The organism is Streptomyces sp. NPDC014991, from assembly GCF_043080665.1.
GTDB lineage: Bacteria > Actinomycetota > Actinomycetes > Streptomycetales > Streptomycetaceae > Streptomyces.
In genome coordinates this window covers 112,113-130,117 of the sequence record NZ_JBIBVY010000007.1, presented here as the reverse complement: position 1 = coordinate 130,117, position 18,005 = coordinate 112,113, and the positions used below count along the sequence as shown (strand labels likewise).

Sequence of the window (18,005 nt, the reverse complement as noted above, 5' to 3'; positions counted from 1 at the left end):
GGTCACTCCCGGGCGGTCACGGCCGTGCGGTAGCGGGGAGCCACACGGGTGCCGGAACCGTTGCGCAGGCCGAGTTCCGCAGCCGACAGGCGGGCCACCGCCTCGGCGTCCGACAGGCCCGGTACACACACCACCTCCCCGTCGTCCAACGCCGCGAGGGACGCGGTGACGACGTCGGCCGGAGGCATGCCGCCCTCGTCGTGGACCCGGGATTCGCCCGCGACCGGCTCCTCGCCGGTACCGAGGTGGAACTCGGTCGCGGTGAGCCCGGGGCAGACGACCTGGACCCGTACGCCCGTGCCGGCGAGTTCGGCGGCCAGGGTCCGGGTGAACGTCACCACGTACCCCTTGGTGCCGCCGTAGACGGCCCGCTGGGGGAGGGGCCCGGGCGGCAGGTCGCCGGCGAACGCCAGCAGCGAGGCCACGTTGACCACCGCGCCCCGGCCACGCCTCACCATGCCGGGGACCGCGGCCCGGGTGAGGACCGTGGGCGCCACGACGTTCACCTCCAGCACCTTGCCCAGCAGCGCCGGATCGACCTCGGCGAACGGCCCGTAGCCGTTGATGCCCGCGTTGTTCACCACGAGGTCGACGTCATCGCCGGCGACCCGCTCCGCGACCCGGGCGAGATCCGCCGGCCGGGCCAGGTCCGCCACCAGGGTCTCCACCTCCGTCCGGCTGTCCCGGCGGAGCCGCTGCGCGAGGGCGTCCAGCCGCTCGGCGCGCCGGGCGACCAGCACCAGGTTCCAGCCCCGGTCCGCGAGCCGGCCCGCGTACTCCTCGCCGATTCCCGAGGAAGCCCCGGTCACCAGGGCCGTCCCGGGTGTCCTGTCCGATGCCATGGGCTCGATCCTTCTGTCGGAGGACTGACCGCTCGACTGCTCACCGGGGCCGTGCCGGGACCCTTCCGTGATCACCGGCCGGGTGTCCAGGCGCCGTGAGGGCGAAACACGGGTGACGCGAACGGGGCGCTCAGGAGCGCCTCGGCAAGGCCGGCCCCGCGAGCGTGTCACCGCCCGGCCTGGGCACTCGTCCGCCATGAACGACAGCTCACTTCCCCTGGCCGACCGCACGCTGATCGCCCTCGCCGAAGGGTACGCATGGCTCCCCAACCGGATGCGGGAGACCTCGGACGACGTCCTGCGGACCCGGTTGCTCGGCCGGCAGGCGGTGGCCGTGCGCGGGCCGGACGCCGTGCGCTTCTTCTACGACGAGCGGCACGTGCGCCGCGACGGCGCCATCCCCGAACCCGTGCGCGGCACACTGTTCGGGCACGGAGCGGTGCACACGCTCGACGGCGAGGCGCACCGCGCGCGCAAGTCGCTGTTCCTGCCGCTGCTTCGGCTCGGCGCGGTCACCGGCCTGGTCGAGGAGGTCGCCACCGCCTGGGAGGAGGCCGAGCGTTCCTGGTCCGCCGCCCGTGAGCCCGTCGTGCTGTTCGAGGAGGCCGGCGTGATCCTCACCCGTGGTGTGTGCCGTTGGGCCGGGATCCCCCTGGAGGACGACGGGACACGGGCGGCGGCCCGCGACCTCCAGGCCATGGTGGACGGCTTCGCCACGCTCGGACCCCGCCACTGGCGGGCCCGGCGCGCCCGCGGCCGGCAGGAGGACCGGCTGGCCCGGCTGGTGGAGGACGTCCGCGCCGGGCGCCTGTCCACGCCGCCGGCGCCGGACGGCGTCCTCGCCCGCGTGGCCGGGCACCGTGACGCCTCCGGCGGGCTCCTGGACGCCAGGACGGCAGCGGTGGAACTGCTCAACGTCATCCGTCCGACCGTCGCCGTCAGCTGGTTCGTCGCCTTCGCCGCACACGCGCTGCACCGGTGGCCCGGGACCCGGGAGCGCCTGCGCACCGGTGACACGGCGTACGCGACGGCGTTCGCGCACGAGGTCCGGCGCTTCTATCCGTTCGCGCCGTTCCTCGGCGGCCGTGCCGTGCGGGACCTGACCTGGCGGGGCGTGCCGATCCCCGCCGGTGCTCTCGTCCTGCTGGACGTGTACGGGCAGAACCACGACGACAGGCTCTGGAAGGACCCGTACGCCTTCCGGCCGGAGAGGTTCGTCGGCCGTCCGCTGGGACCGGACGAACTCATCCCCCAGGGCGGCGGCGATCCGGCGGAGGGACACCGCTGTCCCGGTGAGCACATGACGATCGGTCTGCTGGAGGCCCTGGCCTTCCGCCTGGCGCGGCTCACCTACACGGTCCCCGAGCAGGATCTGACGATTCCGTTGCGGCGCGTTCCGACGCGCCCGCGCAGCGGTTTCGCCATCACGGACGTGCGCGTGCCGGTCCACCGCACCCTCGAGGCCTGACCGGCCCGGCCGCGCCCCGCCGGCCGCGTCACGGTGGGCCGCCGTCCGGGCCCCGGAGCGCTGCCATCGGAGGGTAAAGCGACCCCGGTGCGGGACCCGGCGGCGTCGTGCGGGTACGGGCAACCGGGGCCGGTGAGCGCTCATCGCGCGGTCGTGCCGGCGTGAACGTGTGGAGGAGAACCCATGGCAGTGAACAAGGTCCGCGAGATCATGACGGCGGCGCCGGTGGCGGTGGGGCCGCAGACCTCGGTGGTGGACGTCGCCCGTCTGATGCGGGACCAGGGCATCGGTGTCGTGCTGGTCGCGGAGGACGAGACGTTGCGCGGACTGGTCACCGACCGGGACCTGGTCGTGCGGGTGGTGTGCGAGGGCGGGAACATCGGGGAGCGCAGCGTCGCCGAGGCGTGCAGCGAGGACCTGGTCAGCCTCTCGCCGGACGACGACGTCAGCCGGGCCGTGGAGCTGATGCGCGAGCACGCCGTGCGGCGTCTGCCGGTGGTCGAGGACGGCCGTCCGGTCGGCATCGTGTCCCTGGGGGACCTCGCTGTCGAACGCGACACCGACTCCGCCCTGGCGGACATCAGCGCCACGGAGCCCAACGAGTAAGGGAGCGTCGCCGGGACAATGTGGCGGGCGGTGGGCCCGCGCCTTGCCCGCGGCGGGGCGGCCCCGCGGCCCGCCGCCGAAAGCCGGCCCGTCCGGCCCGTTCAGCCGCGTCCGTCCACCCGTTGCGACGACGGCACACCGGACGCCCGTCGGCCACCGGCGGTACCGGTGCTGGCACACTGATGCCTGACATCGGCGGCGGCGGGCATGCTGCCGTCACGAGCCGTGCCCGTACGGTGCGGCATGACGGGTGAGGGTGGGCATGGAGCACACGTCGGACGTGGACATCGCGCTGGACCGTGACGTGTTCCTGCGGACTCTGGTGCGCGAGCTGGCGACGGCGCTGGAGTCGGTGATCGGCCTGGAGGAGGCGTCGGGTTACATCAGCGTGGTCGGTCAGGCGGTCGGCACGCAGATCGACGAGATGTACCTGAAGGCCCTCGGGGTGGACCGGCTCAGCGGTGAGCAGGTCGCCGAGGCGCTCGTGGACCTCAAGCGCCGCATCAAGGGTGACTTCCACATCATCGAGCAGGACACCACGAAGATCGTCCTGGGCAACCGGGTGTGCCCGTTCGCGGAGAAGGTGGTGGGCCGGGAGTCGATGTGCATGATGACGTCCAACGTCTTCGGCACCGTCGCCGCCCGCAACCTGGGCTACGCACGCGTGGAACTCGAACAGACCCTCGCACGCGGCGACGCCAGCTGCCGGGTCGTGGTGCACCTGGCCCCGGACACCAGCGTGGAGACCGCCGCCGGCCGCGAGTACTTCGGCGATCCGTCCGTCACGCCATGAGCCTTGGCCTGTTCGGGGCCATCACCAGACCACTGCCCCACCCGGTACTGCTGTGCGCGGCGGACGGCCGCATCCTGGCCGCCAACCCGGCAGCACACAGAAGTGACAGCCGGCTCACCCCGGGCGCCTGCCTGTTCGACGTGGACAGCACGGACGCCCAGCTGCTGCGTACCCACCTGGCCACCTGGCTGCGCAGTGGCGACCCGGTCCCCGGCGCCCTGGCCATCAAGGACGCCGACGGCCGCCTGCGCCGGTTCCGCTGCCACGGGGCACGAGCCCAGTGGTGGGACGGCCCGCTTCCCGCCGCTCAGCTCCACCTGCTTCCCCTGGACGGGGCCGACCAGTTCGTCGTACTCAGCCGGCAGGTCGCCGCCCTGAACCGGGAACTGGCCTTCCGCCGCTCCCTGGAGACCGAACGCACCCGCCTGCTGGCCGCCGAACAGGCCGCCCGGAGCCGGCTCCAGCACCTCTACACCCTGACCGCCGCCCTGGCCACCGCGGTCACCGTCACGGAGGTCTCCCGCGCGGTCCAGGACGCGGCGCTGCCCGCCCTGGGCGCCACCGCCGTGGAACTCCGCCTGCACTCCACGCGCCTGGTACCGCCCCTGCAACCCGGCGAACACCCCTTCCCGGCCGCCGCGGACTGGACCGACCTGGACCACCCGCTCCCCACCGCCGCCCCGGCCCCGCCCCACGTCCCTTCGGTCGCGCAGCCGCCGCCGCTGACCCTTCCGCTGGAGGCGGACGGCACCCACCTGGGCCTGCTGGTCATCCACGGCGCCGACCCGGGCGCCGCCCCGGAACACGCCGTAGCCGTGGCCCAGCAGATCGCCCAGGCCCTGCGCCGCGCGGGACTGCACGAACACGAACACCAGGTCGCCGAACGCCTCCAGCGCAGTCTGCTGCCACGCCTGCCGGTCCTCCCCGGCCTCGACGCAGCCACCTGCTACGCCCCCGGCGGCGACCTATTGTCCGTCGGCGGTGACTGGTACGACGTCTACGACGTGGACGCCGATCACATCGGCCTGAGCATCGGGGACGTCGCCGGGCACGGACTGCGCGAGGCCACCGTCATGGCACAGATCACCGCCGCCCTGCGCAACATCGTCCCGCGCTACGGCGCCCGGCCCACCTCGGTCCTCGACGAACTCAACGCCTTCCTGGGCCGCTACCACCCCGGCCGGATGGCCACCGCCTGCTACCTCGTCTTCCACCGGCCCACCCGCACCCTGGCCTACGCCGCCGCCGGGCACCCGCCGCCCCTGCTCGTCCACGCCGACGGGACCAGCGACTACCTCGACCGGGCCACCAACCCGCCACTGGGCCCCGTCCACGGCTTCCGCTACCGCCAGGCGACCCACACCCTCGCCGAGGACGACACCCTCCTGCTGTACACCGACGGTCTGGTCGAGCGCCGCCGCGAGGTCATCACCGTCGGTCTGGAGAGGCTGACCGCGTGCGCACGCGACACCGCCGGACTCGGCCTCGCCGAACTCTGCGACCGCTTCCTGCACCACCAGCCGGACGCGGCCTTCCCCGACGACCGGGCTCTGCTGGCCGCCCGCTTTCCCCCGGCCTGACCCCGTGCACCCGCGCGTCCACGCCCGGCCGGTCACCGGGGACGCGGCCGGCGGGTCAGTACACCGCCGTGGCGTGGCGGTCCCTTCCGATGAGGCCCGCGATCGCCAGAGCGGCCCAGCCCAGGGCGCTGACGGCCGCCCCGGCACGGCGGACCCGGCCGGGCAGGACGGGGCCGAGGACCAGGGCGTCACCGATGTCGGAGGCGATGCGCAGCGTGGTGGCCGTGACCAGGGCCGGCCCCTGGGGGGCGACGAGCATCGCCAGACCGGTGGCGGCGTCCCGCCAGGCCAGCGGGCGCAGCACCATGGCGGTGTGCGGCCCCACATGGCCGTCCGGGTCCACCAGCCCGCAGGGGCGGGCCAGCAGGCCCGGGCGGTACGCGGTGGCGACCCCGTAGGCGCAGGTCGCCGCTCCGACGGCCCTCAGCAGTCCGGTCCGCATCGTCAGCACCTCCACAGCCGGTGTGCGCGCTTCCCCGCGCACACCGGCGAGTACCCACACCCGCGCGACCGCCACCCGCGGCACCGGACCGGCCCGCACACCGGCTCAGAGTTCCGTGCCGGTGTGTTCGTCGATGCCCGCACGGGTGCGGTAGGCGCGCACCAGCTCCGGGGCGGCCGGTCCCCGTGGCCGGCGCCCCGCACGGATGTCGACGGCGAACGCCTTGGTCTCCTGGATGTGGGTGTTGGGGTCGAGGGACATGTGCAGCAGTTCGTTGGCCGCGTCCCCCGTGCTGTAGCCGTTCGGTCCCCAGTGGTAGGGCAGTCCGACCTGGTGGAGACGGCGTCCGTGCACCGTGAGCGGCGGCATGCGGTCGGTCACCAGCACCCGCGCCTCGATGACACCGCGCGCGCTCACGATCGTCGCCCAGCCGGTGTGTTCCAGACCGCGTTCGGCGGCCAGTTCGGGCGAGACCTCGCAGAAGAACTCGGGTTGCAGTTCCGCCAGGTAGGGCTGCCAGCGGGACATGCCGCCCGCGGTGTGGTGCTCGGTGAGCCGGTAGGTGGTGGCCACGTACGGGAACACCTCCGAGCCGGGATCGGTGCCGCTGGGCTGGTAGCGGTTGTCGGGGTGCGGCGGCAGCAAGTGCCGTACCGGGTTGCGCTGCCGGCCGTAGAGCAGGTTCGGGTACGGCGAGTCCTGCGGTTCGTAGTGGGTGGGCAGCGGGCCGTCGGTGAGCCCCGACGGCACGTACAGCCACGCCTTGCCGTCCGCCTGCATGACGAACGCGTCGGTGCCCGACAGGGCGTCCGGACCGGTCGCGTCCGGCGGCGGCTGGTGACGGGGCGACTTGTCGGCCTTGAAGTCCGGGATGTCGTGCCCGGACCACGAGCCCTTCTCCTCGTCCCACCACACCAGTGCCTTGCGTTCGCTCCACGGCTTGCCGTCCGGGTCGGCCGAGGCGCGGTTGTACAGGATGCGGCGGTTGGCGGGCCAGGCCCAGCCCCACTCGTTGGCCACCCAGTTCTGTTCCTTGCCGGGTTTGCGGCGGGCCGCCTGGTTGACGCCGTCGGCGTAGACGCCGCAGTAGATCCAGCAGCCGCAGACGGTCGAGCCGTCGCCCTTGAGCTGCTCGTACGACGCGAGCGGCTCACCTGCCGCGTCGTAGCCGTTGATCTCGGCGAGGACGGCCTCCGCCTCCGGTTCGGCGTGTTCCCCCCTGGTGGGGTAGTCCCAGGTCAGGTCGAGCACCGGCCGGTCCATCTCGTCGGTGGAGGCGGCGAGCTTCTCCCGGATGATCCGGCCCAGGTGGTAGGCGAACCACAGGTCGCTGCGCGCCTCGCCGGGCGGCTGGACCGCCTGGTGGTGCCACTGGAGCAGCCGCTGGGTGTTGGTGAAGGTGCCGTCCTTCTCGGTGTGCGCGGCGGCCGGCAGGAAGAACACCTCGGTGCCGATGTCCTCGGTGCGCAGCTCACCGGTCTCGATCTCCGGGCCGTCCTTCCACCAGGTGGCCGACTCGATCAGCGAGAAGTCCCGGACGACCAGCCAGTCCAGCTCGGCCATGCCGAGGCGCTGCATCTTGGCGTCGGCGGAACCGACCGTGGGGTTCTCGCCGATGAGGAAGTAGCCCTTGCAGATCCCGTCCAGCTGGGCCATCACCGTCTCGTAGGTGGAGTGCGAACCCGTGAGCCTCGGCAGGTAGTCGAAGCAGAACTCGTTCTCCTCGGTGGCCACCTCTCCCCAGTACGCCTTGAGCAGGCTGACCAGGTAGGAACGCATGTTGCCCCAGTAGCCCTTGTGCGCCCCCTCGGCCTCCACGAAGGAGTCCAGGGTCTCCTGCCGGTGGGCGTGCCGCATGGGGATGTAGCCCGGCAGCAGGTTGAACAGGGTGGGGATGTCCGTGGAGCCCTGGATCGAGGCGTGCCCGCGCAGCGCGAGGATGCCGCCACCGGGCCGGCCGATGTTCCCCAGCAGGCTCTGGAGCACGGAGGCGGCACGGATGTACTGCACGCCGGTCGTGTGCTGCGTCCAGCCGACCGCGTAGGCCAACGCGGTGGTCCGCTCGCGCCCGGAGTTGTCCGTGACCAGCTCGCACACCTGGCGGAAGAGGTCCTGCGGGACCCCGCAGATCTGCTCGACCATCTCCGGGGTGTACCGGGCGTAGTGCCTCTTGAGGACCTGGAACACACAGCGGGGGTGGGTGAGCGTCTCGTCCCGCTCGGGCTCGCCCCCGGGGATCGCCGCACCGCCGGAGCCGTGGGACTCGCCGCGTGCCGCGTCGGTCACCGTGCTGCCGCCGTCGGTGCGCTCCTCGTACTCCTGGTCCCGCTCGCCGGAGGCGGCCTGGACCTCCGTGCCCGCGTACTGCCAGCTCTCGTTGTCGTAGTTCCGGCTGTCAGGATCCAGTCCGGAGAAGACGCCGTCGAGATCCTCGGTGTCGCGGAAGTCCTCGCTCAGCAGCATGGGGGCGTTGGTGTACGCGACCACGTACTCCCGGAAGTGCTTGTCGTTCCGCAGGACGTAGTTGATGATCCCGCCGAGGAAGGCGATGTCCGTGCCCGCGCGCAACGGCACGTGCAGGTCGGCCAGCGCGCTGGTGCGGGTGAACCGCGGGTCGACGTGGATCACCTTCGCGCCCCGCGCCTTGGCCTCCATGACCCACTGGAACCCGACCGGATGGCACTCGGCCATGTTCGAGCCCTGGATGACGATGCAGTCGGCGTGCTGGAGGTCCTGCTGGAAGGTGGTCGCTCCGCCACGTCCGAACGAGGTTCCCAGACCGGGAACGGTGGAGGAGTGTCAAACGCGCGCCTGGTTCTCGATCTGGATCGCTCCCAGCGCGGTGAACAGCTTCTTGAGCAGGTAGTTCTCTTCGTTGTCGAGTGTGGCCCCGCCCAGGCTCGCGATGCCCAGGGTGCGCCGGGTACGGGTCTCGTCGACCTCCCACTGCCAGCCGTTCCGGCGCGCCTCGATCACCCGGTCGGCGATCATGTCCATCGCCGTGCCGAGGTCCAGCCGCTCCCAGTCGGTGCCGTGCGGGCGCCGGTACAGGACATGGTGCTCGCGGGCGTCCCCGGTGGTCAGCTGCAGGCTGGCGGCGCCCTTGGGGCACAGCCGGCCGCGTGAGACGGGGGAGTCGGGGTCGCCCTCGATCTGCGTGACGCGCTCGTCCTCGACGTACACGTTCTGGCCGCAGCCGACCGCGCAGTAGGGGCAGACGGACTTCACCACCCGGTCCGCTGAGGCGACCCGCGGGCGCAGCCGCTCACTGGCGCCGCTCTTGGCGGCGGCGCCCCTGCCCAGGGGGTCCGTGCCCTTCAGCTGGCGGTAGACCGGCCAGGAGTCGATCCAGGTGCGCACACCCATCACGCCCGCCTTTCCCGTCGTACTCGACGCGGCCGCGGGTACCCGTCTGTCCGTTGTCGGGTCACCCTCCGTCCTGGTGCCGATTGTTCCGCAGACGGGCAGGCACGGCATCCGGAGGCGGCCCCTTCCGCCGCGTGGTTCCCGGGCGGCCTCCTGTCGTCCCGCTGGACCCGAGCAGCACGTCCGCCACCGGGTGCGGGACCGTCGCGCCGCCCACGGGCTCGGCTGTGTTCTGGTGGCCCGCGGTGGCCCTCGTCGTGCACGGCACGACGGGCCGGGAGGAGTGACCACGATGGACCACTCCGGGCACCTGACGCGGCTGTCGTCCGTGGCCGTCACCGCCCGGTCGGGTCTCACCCTCGGCGCCGTGCTGCCGGGCGTCATGCGGCTGGTGCGCCGTTCACCGTCGCGGAGCGGATCAGCGTGCCCCCGGGCGTCGCTGCCGCCGCTGGCCCTGATGCCCGCCTGGGCGGTTTCTCGGCGGCCCTGTGGGCCTGCGGCCGTCGCCGGGCCGCTCGTGACGGAACCGGTGCTTCTCGCGGGGGCCGGTCCAGGCACCGCCCGGCGGCCCCCGAGGCATCGTGCGACGGCCGTCGGACGACCGAGGTGACGGAACCGGCCCGGCCGCCGAACGCGGTGGCGCGCCGAGGTCAGGCCCCGGGCTCGGGGCGGACGGACCGCGAGCGGGCTGCCAGCCGCTCCCGCTGGGGCACAACCGTGTACTTGGGGTCCTCGGCCGAGGCCACGCCCGCGTAGAAGATGCCGAACCGCAGGGCCGCGGAACCGGCCAGCAGCGCCGCCCCCGCCACAGCGGCGGAGACCCGGCTCCGCCCGCCGGCGTACGCCCCCAGCGCGGTGCCTTGGACGGTGAGCGCTTCCGCGGCGCGCAGCAGCGCGTGCGGCCTGCCCTGCTCAAGCGGCTCGGCCGCCAGCCCCATCCGCCGCTTCATCAGCCGGAACGAGCCCAGTTCGAGCGTGGCGCCCAGCACGGCCAGGCGGCGTGCCGGACCGGCCTGCCCGGGCGGTACGCAGGCCAGCGCGAGCCCGGCCGCCGCGGTGGCACCCGACCCGGCGAAGACGAACGGCATCTCCCGGTGCCCCTCGTGCCACGAAGGCACGGCGGTGTCGGAGAGCAGCACGGCGGTGTAGGTGGCGACGGCCGGCCCGAGCACGGCGGCCGACGCGGTGGCGGCGGCACCCACCAGGCGGTACCGGCCGGCGACGTCGGTGGCCGCGGCGGCCAGGGTCAGCGGCGCGTAGCCCACCAGCAGCCACGACCCCACACTCATGGGAGAGGTCGGCTTGAACACACGGAGCATGTTGAGGAAACGGGCGGGCCGGCCCAGGTCGTGCACCAGCGCGGCCAGGGAGAGGGAGATCGCGCCCGCCGCCCCGATCTTCGCCGTCCGGGCCAGCGCCGGCCGGCCGGTGACGTGCGCCCCGGCGCCGAGCAGCGAGGACGCGCCGGCGAGGCCCCCGAGGTAGAGGTAACCCGCGATGTCCAGGGGCTTCCAGGTCGGCTTGTTCAGGATCGGCCTGCCGTAGTACGAGGAGAACTCGACGTCGGGCACCATCGCCCGCTCGCCGCGCACACGCCCGCGCCGCCGCCGACGTCCGGCATGCGCACCGGTGAGGGCGTCGCGCCCGGGGCGTGCGCCCTCCGCGCCGTCCCGGGTGACGTCGGAACCGGTCATCGCGGCCTCCTGACGAAGCCGCCGACGGCCAGCGCGGCGAGCGTTACGGCGGCCGCCGCCGCGTGCCGCCACATGGCGGGCAGGTCACGGGTGGTGACGACCGGGTCGGGCGGCAGGCCGTAGACCTCCGGCTCGTCCAGCAGCAGGAAGAACGCGCCGTCGCCGCCGACGCCGTCCCGCGGGTCCTCGCCGTACAGCCGCGCGTCCGTGACGCCGGCCGCGTGCAGCTGGGCGACCCGGGCGGCGGCCCGGTCCCGCAGCTCGTCCAGCGGGCCGAACTGGATGGAGTCGGTCGGACAGGACTTGGCGCAGGCCGGCTCCATACCCACGCCGAGACGGTCGTAGCACAGGGTGCACTTCCACACCCGCCCGTCGTCCCGGCGCTGGTCGATGACGCCGTACGGGCAGGCGGGCACGCAGTAACCGCAGCCGTTGCAGATGTCCTCCTGGACGACGACCGTGCCGAACTCGGTGCGGAACAGCGAGCCGGTGGGGCACACGTCGAGGCAGGCCGCGTGCGTGCAGTGCTTGCACACGTCCGAGGCCATCAGCCAGCGCAGCTCGGTGCGGCCGTCGGGGGACACCGGGGAGATCTCCCCGGCCGGGGTCCCCACGGGTGCCGCACCCGGTGGGGGAGTGGTGGCCCCCGGGCCGGGTGAGCCCGGGCCGGTGCCCAGGGCGGACGCGGCGGCGAACACGTCGACGTCCTCGTGCCCGACCCCGGGTTCCTGGCCGCCGAGCGGCTTGCGCTGCTCGATGAAGGCCACGTGCCGCCAGGTGTCGGCCCCGAGGCCCTGCGTGTTGTCGTACGACATGCCGGTCAGTTCGAGGCCGTCCTCGGGGACGGCGTTCCACTCCTTGCACGCCACCTCGCACGCCTTGCAGCCGATGCACACGGAGGTGTCGGTGAAGAAGCCCGTGCGGGGCGGGGCATCGGCGTATCCGGCCGCCCTCGCCACGTCGGGCTGCGGCCCGGAGAGCAGGTTGTCCCGCGACCGGGCCCCGTCCTCCCGGGCCGCCCGTGCGGCGGTGTCGTCCGTCATGCCCCGGCCTCCTCGCTCACCCGTCGCTCTCCTCCGCCGTCCCCGGCACCGGCTGAGCGCGCTGCGGATCCGGTGCTCGTGGAACCAGCGCCACACCTCCGTGCCGTGGGCCCGTGGCCGAGGCGCGTCGCCCACGAGGATGCGGTACACCTCGGACGCGGGCAGCAGCGTCCGTACCTCCTGCTGTCCGCCCTCCGGATCCGCCGCACCTCCCTCCAGCAGACGCCGCCGGTCGGCTGCCTGCAACCCCAGGCACGCCCGGTTCGTGGCGTGGTAGGCGACGAACTGGTTGCCGGACCGGGCGGTCGTCGTCACCGACTCGGGGACGGCTCTGGACTGGTGAGCGGCCCGGCCAGGTGGCGTCCGCCCGGCAGGCGGCGCTGGCTGGAGTCCCGGGTGGACGGGGACACGCCTTCCGACCGGGCGGAACCGGCGGGGTCCCGGGACACGGCGGAGCCGGAAACCCGGTCCGGAAACACCACGTCGGGGTGCCTGCCGCTGCGGCAATGACGGGCCGTCAGTCCGGACGGCATCTACGAGCCGCTGCTGGGCGGGAGACCGCGGATGGTCGTGCGGAAGGCGATGGGGCTCTGTCCGGTCCGCTCCTGGAAGTACTTGCTGAAGTTGGTGGCGCTGGAGAACCCGAGCTGCCGGGAGATCTGTACGGCGCTCTGGTCGCCGTGGGCCAGGAGGCGCTTGGCCTCCAGCACGAGGCGCCGGTCGATGAACTCCTTGGCGCCGACCCCCGTGGCGGCCAGGGAGGCACGGGTCAGCGTGCGCGCCGAGTAACCGAGGCGGCGGGCGTAGTCCTCCACCCGCCGGGTGCGGAAGAAGTCCTCCTCCACCGCGTCACGAAAGCGCAGAAACGTCTCGTCGGGCTCGGCCTGCGGGCCGCCCGCCGGCGGGCCGAGGTGGGACAGGCGCAGTACGAGGACCGCGAGCAGATGCCGCAGCGCGGCGGTGTGCACGCTGAGAGGCAGGCGTCCGAATGCCTCGAACTCCTCTCTCAGGTGGTCGCGGGCCATGTCCAGCCGGCGGCCCTCCTGTTCGCCGGGCTCGAGGCCGACCGCCGCGTACGGATCGCCCAGGCGGGCGGTGGCGGCCGTGGCCGCGTCGAGGAACGAGGCCTCGAACAGCACGGCCGTGCCCTCGGTCGCGTCCATGGCGTGCCATTGCTGGACCTGGCCGGGGCGTACCCACAGCCAGGTGCCCGGCCTCATCACATAGCCGGTGAAGTCGACCGAGTGCCGGAGTACGCCGCGCGTGGGGGCGAGCAGGTGGTGAAAGGAGGGCCGCTGCGGCCCGGTCAGGCTCTGCGCCGGCAGACGCGACCGCAGCAGCGCGAAGGACATGACCTCCACTCCCGAGGGGACTCCCGCGGGGGCCGTGAAGGGAACCTCGCGAATCGCTCTTCCGGCTCCGCTCCCATGTTGTCCGTTTTTCACCATCATCAGTCGTCACCGTACCCGGCTCGACGTTGTCCCGGCTCATAGCTTGAACGTGTGCCCGAGTGCGGGCGGCGACCGGGTCCCGAAACGTGTCCGGATCGTGTCCGCGACGGTGCCCGGCCTTCCGGCCGTCGGCCGAGGACGGCCATGCGTTTTCCCGACGAGGAGTTCCCCGTGAACATAGTTCTGTTCGGTGCCACCGGCATGATCGGACGCCGTATCGCCGCCGAGGCCGTGCAGCGCGGCCACCACGTGGTGGCCGCCTCCCGCTCCGGTGAGGCGCCGCTGAACCATGCCCTGCTCACGGACGCGGCCGTGGACGCGAGTTCTCCCGGGCAGGTGGCGGATGTGGTGAGGGGCGCGGACGTGGTGGTGTCCGCGCTGGTTCCGCCGAGGGACGGCAGCGACCCCCGCAAGCCGTTCGTGGCGCTGAACGAGGCCTTCCTCAAGGGGGTGCGCGAGGGCGGCGTGCGACGGGTGGTCGTCGTCGGCGGCGCGGGCTCGCTGCTCACGGACGGCGGTACGCGCCTGATGGACGCCCCCGGCTTTCCCGCGGAGTACAAGGGCGAGGCCCTCGCGCACGCCGACCTCCTCGACGTCCTGGCCGAGGTCACCGACCTGGAGTGGACCTCCGTCTCTCCCGCGGCCGTGATCGCGCCCGGCGAGCGCACCGGCGTCTTCCGGACCGGCGGCGACCGGCTGATCACCGACGCCGAGGGCAACAGCGCCATCAGCGCCGAGGACTACGCCGTGGCGTTCGTCGACGAACTCGAACGCGCCGCGCACCCCCGCGCGCGGATGTCCGTCGCCTACTGAGGGACGCAGAACGACGCGCGTCGCCCCGCCGTTCGGGTGCCTGCCGGAGCGGTCCGGCGCGCGGGGGAGCGGCAGCGGTGCGAGCGTGGAGGCACAGCGGGCGGATCCAGCCGCGGCGCTGGGCGGACGGGACGGAGCAGGGTCATGGCGCGGGCCATCTGGACAGGTGTGATCACGTTCGGGCTCGTCACCGTGCCCGTGGGCCTGTACACCGCCACCGAGGACCACACCGTCCACTTCCACCAGTTGCAGCGCGGCACGACCGACCGGATCCGCAACCGGCGGGTGAACGAGCGCACCGGTGACGAGGTCGGCACCGGTGACATCGTCAAGGGCTACGAGGTCGGCGAGGGCGAGTACGTCGTCGTGGAGCCCGATGAGCTGGACGACATCGCGCCGGGCCGCTCGAAGACCATCGACATCACCGACTTCGTCGAGCTGGACCGGATCGAGCCGGTGTACTTCGACCGGACCTACTTCGTCGCCCCGCGCGGCGAGGAGTACACCAGGGTCTACGAGCTGCTGCGCGCGGCCCTGGCCGAGGCGGGCAAGGTGGGCATCGCCACCTTCGTCATGCGCAACAAGCAGTACCTGACCGCACTGCGGGCGGAGGACGACGTGCTGGTCCTGCAAACGCTGCACTGGGCGGACGAGGTCCGTGATCCCGGTGAGGAACTGCCCGAGCTGCCGTCGGCCTCGGAGAGGGCCGGGCGCGGCAAGCAGCTGGACATGGCACTCCAGCTCGTCGATGCCCTCAGCACCGACTGGGAGCCGGGCCGCTACCGCGACACCTACCAGGAGAAAGTGCGCGAGCTGGTCAAGGCCAAGGCCGAGGGTCAGGAGATCACCACGGCCGAGGAGGCTCCGGAGGCGACCAACGTTCTCGACCTGATGAAGGTCCTCGAAAGCAGCCTGCGGACCGCCCGCTCCGGCCGCGACACAGCGGAGCCGGCTGCCGAGGCCGGAGCCGACTCCGGGGGCGAGGAGCGGTCCGCTCCGCGCAAGGCTGCCCGCACCACCGCGTCAGGCAGGACGACGGCGAAGACGCCCTCACGGAAGGCTCCGCCCAGGAAGGCCGGCGCGGCATCGGCGCGGGCCCGCGGACGCGGCGGCGCCGGCAGCGAGTTGCAGCAGCTGAGCAAGGCCGAGCTGTACCAGCGGGCGACCGAGCAGGATGTTGCCGGCCGGTCGAGGATGCGCCGCGAGGAACTCGTCGACGCCCTCACCCACAGCGGGCGCCGCCGCAAGAAGAGCGCGGCCTGAGCACCACGCGGCCCTCAGCCGGCGATCTTGGTCCTGACGAGCGGCTCGGGTTGGCAAGGGGGGCTCAGTGCGCACCGCACATGGGCGCGACCTGTGCGGATCTGTTCCAGGACTCTGAAAGGTCGACCATCCTGAGACCGCGCGCCGCGGGTGTCTCCTGGGACGGGCCCAGGGCGCCCCCGCCACCGCGGATCCAGGACCTGTTGTCGGGGTCCGTGAACTCCAGCACCAATGATGACAGGTCCGCGTCCGTGACCTGCGTGGACGGCGACCGAGCCCGCATACCGGCGCGCAGGGAAGCTCGCGGGACCGACACCTTCCTGCACGGCGGCAGCCCGCCCAGCTGCCACCACAACTTCCTCTCCGGAAGGAGCAGACGTGCGTACACCGCGTGCGGATTACCGTTCGTCACGACCACGTCGGACGAGGTCCCGTAGAAGTCGACCTGCTCCGCGAAGGACCTCCGCTCCGTCTGGGCCGCCTGCCGCTCGGCCCTGTCGGCCCGCTGCTCCGCCCTGACTCCGAGGACCAGACCGCCCAGCGCCGCCAGGACGGTGATGGACGCCCCCACGGTTCTGCCCAGCTCGGCCCAGGAGGGCGGGGGCGACGGGCGAGGAGCGGGAGCGTCGTCGTCGTCCTGTGTGGGCTCGCCGTCTTCCGGCTCAGGCCGCCCCCCGGTGTCGCGTTCAGCCATGCACCGAGAGTACAAGCGCGATCACGGCTCAGGGGCGGACGCGGGAAAATGATGGCTGCGGCGACCGCCAACGGGCCTGCCCTAGGTGCGCCGGTACGGGCTGACGGGGGGCGCGGCGGCGCCGTGGCCCCACTGTCAGGGGTGGCAGCCCTCGCCGGCGATCGGGGTCACTGTCAAGCGCGCGGCAGATGCCGCGCGAGGTCCGGCCCTGAGAGCCGCGGTGGCAGCAGGCAGGGCCTGGAATGGGCGGGCCGCCGACCACCTTCTGGTCCGCCACCGGCGCGCGCCGCCGGTGATCACGGCAGCCAGGTGTCACCCGGTGCTGCGGGGAAACCCGGCGTCGCATGACAGCACATGAGGGACAGGACCCCGCCGGGTCCGACCGGCAGACCGTCGACCGGCTGTTGCCGGTCTGGCTGGAGGAGATGGAACGCCATGATCCCGGCGCCGCCCACCGGGTCCGGCAAACCTGGGAGAGCGGTTCGCTGACCGAGGACACCGCGCAGGACCTGGCCACGTGGGTGACCGCACGGATCACCGACACCGGTTTCAACGACGACGAGGGACCGGAGGTCGACGGCCCGGCCCGCATCACACCGGCGGACAAGGAGAGCGTGCACAGATGGCTGGCCGCTCAGGGCCACCGCGTCTGAAGCCCGTGCCACGCTCCGCGCGGATGACCCACCCACTGCCATGAGCCACTGCCATGACGAGGCGGCCGCCCGTACCGGCAGCCGCCTCGTTCCCGCTCGCTACGCCCGGTCAGCCGCGGACGATGTTCTGAGCCTGCGGACCCTTCTGCCCCTGCCCGATGTCGAAGGTGACGTGTTCCCCTTCGGTGAGCTCGCGGTAGCCGCTGCCCTGGATCTCGGAGTAGTGCGCGAAGACGTCCGGGCCTCCTCCGTCCTGGGAGATGAAGCCGAAGCCCTTCTCTGCGTTGAACCACTTCACGGTACCGCTGGCCATCAGTTGATCCTTCGTTCAAACCCGGGAGCAGCCCTCCGGACGGGCCCGCTCCGGCTCCCGACAACAAGAGCCACAGTGGATCTACCCCGAAGTCGCCGCGTTATCCGTGCGACGACACATCGGGCGATGTTCCCGCCGCGCGGCGTTCCGCTGTCGGCCAAGACGGTCGCGCCGCCGCAGGAGCAGGGGCCAGCATCGTCACATGGATCCGGTCTTCGTCCTCGTGCACAGTCCGTCCGTGGGCCCCTCGACCTGGCACCCGGTGGCCGAACACCTGACGGCGGCCGGATACCGGGTACGTGTCCCGTCCCTGCTGCACATCGCCGACGGTTCCCCGCCGTTCTGGCCGCGCGTGGTCGACGCCGTCCGTGACGATCTCCGGCAGGTCACGGCCGGCAGCCCGGTCATGTTGGTGGCGCACAGCAACGCGGGCTTGTTCGTCCCGGTGATCCGCTCGGGCCTCGACCATCCGGTGACCCACTCGGTGTTCGTCGATGCCGCGCTGCCTGCCCGGGCCGGACAGACCCCTGTCGCCTCGCACGAGTTCCTGGAGTTCCTCCGCCCGATGGTGGTGAAGGGCAGGCTGCCGCGGTGGACCGACTGGTGGGACGAGGCGGACGTAGCACCCATGTTCGCCGATCCCGCGGTGCGGCGGAAAGTCATCGAGGAACAGCCCACCCTGCCGCTGTCCTACTACGAGCAGCACATCCCGGTCCCGGCCGGCTGGGACGACCATCCCTGCTCCTACCTGCTGTTCGGCCCTCCGTACGACGACGCTTCCGCCGAGGCGCGCGCACGCGGCTGGCGTGCGGCTCACCTGCCCGGCGCACATCTGCACCAGACCGTCGATCCCGCCGGCACGGCCCGGCACCTCGTCGCGCTCGCCACCGCGGCCTGATCCACCTCCGTCGCACGGGATCCGGCGACACCACCGGCGACGGCGGTGCCGAGCGCTCACGGCGGTGCGCGAGGCGGCCGGACCGT

16 protein-coding genes are annotated in these 18,005 nt (G+C 72.8%); 8 read left to right on the top strand and 8 right to left on the bottom strand.

Translation table 11 applies throughout. The annotated features are described in order from the left end of the window. Positions 1-2 precede the first annotated feature (2 nt). The gene (locus ACF1BE_RS13890) at positions 3-842 is read right to left on the bottom strand and encodes an SDR family NAD(P)-dependent oxidoreductase (RefSeq protein WP_392199233.1); all 840 of its coding nucleotides are present in this window, start codon (positions 840-842) and stop codon (positions 3-5) included. Between the two features lie 196 nt (positions 843-1,038). Here ACF1BE_RS13890 and ACF1BE_RS13885 point away from each other — a divergent pair, with 196 nt between their 5' ends. From ACF1BE_RS13885 to ACF1BE_RS13870, 4 genes are all read left to right on the top strand, one after another. Beyond that, a complete protein-coding gene (locus ACF1BE_RS13885) occupies positions 1,039-2,310 on the top strand; it encodes a cytochrome P450 (protein WP_392199232.1) in 1,272 nt (423 codons plus the stop codon). 183 nt (positions 2,311-2,493) lie between these two features. Next, complete coding sequence (locus ACF1BE_RS13880) at positions 2,494-2,916, top strand: CBS domain-containing protein (protein WP_392199231.1); 423 nt, start codon at positions 2,494-2,496, stop codon at positions 2,914-2,916. Positions 2,917-3,178: 262 nt separating this feature from the next. Further along, the gene (locus tag ACF1BE_RS13875; protein ID WP_392199230.1) at positions 3,179-3,709 is read left to right on the top strand and encodes a methanogen output domain 1-containing protein; all 531 of its coding nucleotides are present in this window, start codon (positions 3,179-3,181) and stop codon (positions 3,707-3,709) included. After that, positions 3,706-5,289, top strand: a complete 1,584-nt coding sequence (locus ACF1BE_RS13870) for a SpoIIE family protein phosphatase (protein ID WP_392199229.1) — start codon at positions 3,706-3,708, stop codon at positions 5,287-5,289. Before ACF1BE_RS13875 ends, ACF1BE_RS13870 begins: the two co-directional genes overlap by 4 nt. Positions 5,290-5,344: 55 nt before the next feature. Here ACF1BE_RS13870 and ACF1BE_RS13865 read toward each other — a convergent pair whose 3' ends face one another. The 5 genes from ACF1BE_RS13865 to ACF1BE_RS13845 form a co-directional block, all read right to left on the bottom strand. After that, positions 5,345-5,731 carry a hypothetical protein gene (locus ACF1BE_RS13865; RefSeq protein WP_392199228.1) on the bottom strand — a complete coding sequence of 129 codons (387 nt, stop codon included), beginning with the start codon at positions 5,729-5,731 and terminating at the stop codon, positions 5,345-5,347. Positions 5,732-5,836: 105 nt separating this feature from the next. Then, positions 5,837-9,097 carry a formate dehydrogenase gene (fdh, locus tag ACF1BE_RS13860; RefSeq protein WP_392199227.1) on the bottom strand — a complete coding sequence of 1,087 codons (3,261 nt, stop codon included), beginning with the start codon at positions 9,095-9,097 and terminating at the stop codon, positions 5,837-5,839. Between the two features lie 650 nt (positions 9,098-9,747). Beyond that, complete coding sequence (gene nrfD / locus ACF1BE_RS13855; protein ID WP_392199226.1) at positions 9,748-10,791, bottom strand: NrfD/PsrC family molybdoenzyme membrane anchor subunit; 1,044 nt, start codon at positions 10,789-10,791, stop codon at positions 9,748-9,750. Next, positions 10,788-11,834 (bottom strand): 4Fe-4S dicluster domain-containing protein, encoded by a 1,047-nt coding sequence (locus ACF1BE_RS13850; RefSeq protein ID WP_392199391.1) that lies wholly within the window; start codon positions 11,832-11,834, stop codon positions 10,788-10,790. Before ACF1BE_RS13850 ends, nrfD begins: the two co-directional genes overlap by 4 nt. Before the next feature lie 533 nt (positions 11,835-12,367). Next, positions 12,368-13,285 (bottom strand): helix-turn-helix transcriptional regulator, encoded by a 918-nt coding sequence (locus ACF1BE_RS13845; protein WP_392199225.1) that lies wholly within the window; start codon positions 13,283-13,285, stop codon positions 12,368-12,370. A gap of 171 nt (positions 13,286-13,456) precedes the next feature. Here ACF1BE_RS13845 and ACF1BE_RS13840 point away from each other — a divergent pair, with 171 nt between their 5' ends. Both ACF1BE_RS13840 and ACF1BE_RS13835 read left to right on the top strand, forming a co-directional pair. Continuing rightward, positions 13,457-14,098 carry an NAD(P)-dependent oxidoreductase gene (locus ACF1BE_RS13840; RefSeq protein WP_392199224.1) on the top strand — a complete coding sequence of 214 codons (642 nt, stop codon included), beginning with the start codon at positions 13,457-13,459 and terminating at the stop codon, positions 14,096-14,098. Between the two features lie 144 nt (positions 14,099-14,242). After that, the gene (locus tag ACF1BE_RS13835; RefSeq protein WP_392199223.1) at positions 14,243-15,361 is read left to right on the top strand and encodes a Ku protein; all 1,119 of its coding nucleotides are present in this window, start codon (positions 14,243-14,245) and stop codon (positions 15,359-15,361) included. Positions 15,362-15,425: 64 nt separating this feature from the next. Here ACF1BE_RS13835 and ACF1BE_RS13830 read toward each other — a convergent pair whose 3' ends face one another. Beyond that, complete coding sequence (locus ACF1BE_RS13830; protein ID WP_392199222.1) at positions 15,426-16,055, bottom strand: hypothetical protein; 630 nt, start codon at positions 16,053-16,055, stop codon at positions 15,426-15,428. Positions 16,056-16,399: 344 nt separating this feature from the next. On the opposite strand from ACF1BE_RS13830, the gene ACF1BE_RS13825 reads away from it, so the two are divergent. Next, the gene (locus ACF1BE_RS13825; RefSeq protein ID WP_392199221.1) at positions 16,400-16,708 is read left to right on the top strand and encodes a hypothetical protein; all 309 of its coding nucleotides are present in this window, start codon (positions 16,400-16,402) and stop codon (positions 16,706-16,708) included. 109 nt (positions 16,709-16,817) lie between these two features. Here ACF1BE_RS13825 and ACF1BE_RS13820 read toward each other — a convergent pair whose 3' ends face one another. Beyond that, on the bottom strand, positions 16,818-17,021 hold the full coding sequence (locus ACF1BE_RS13820; RefSeq protein ID WP_121790526.1) for a cold-shock protein: 204 nt from the start codon (positions 17,019-17,021) through the stop codon (positions 16,818-16,820). A gap of 202 nt (positions 17,022-17,223) precedes the next feature. On the opposite strand from ACF1BE_RS13820, the gene ACF1BE_RS13815 reads away from it, so the two are divergent. After that, the gene (locus ACF1BE_RS13815) at positions 17,224-17,919 is read left to right on the top strand and encodes an alpha/beta hydrolase (protein ID WP_392199220.1); all 696 of its coding nucleotides are present in this window, start codon (positions 17,224-17,226) and stop codon (positions 17,917-17,919) included. Positions 17,920-18,005 lie beyond the last annotated feature (86 nt).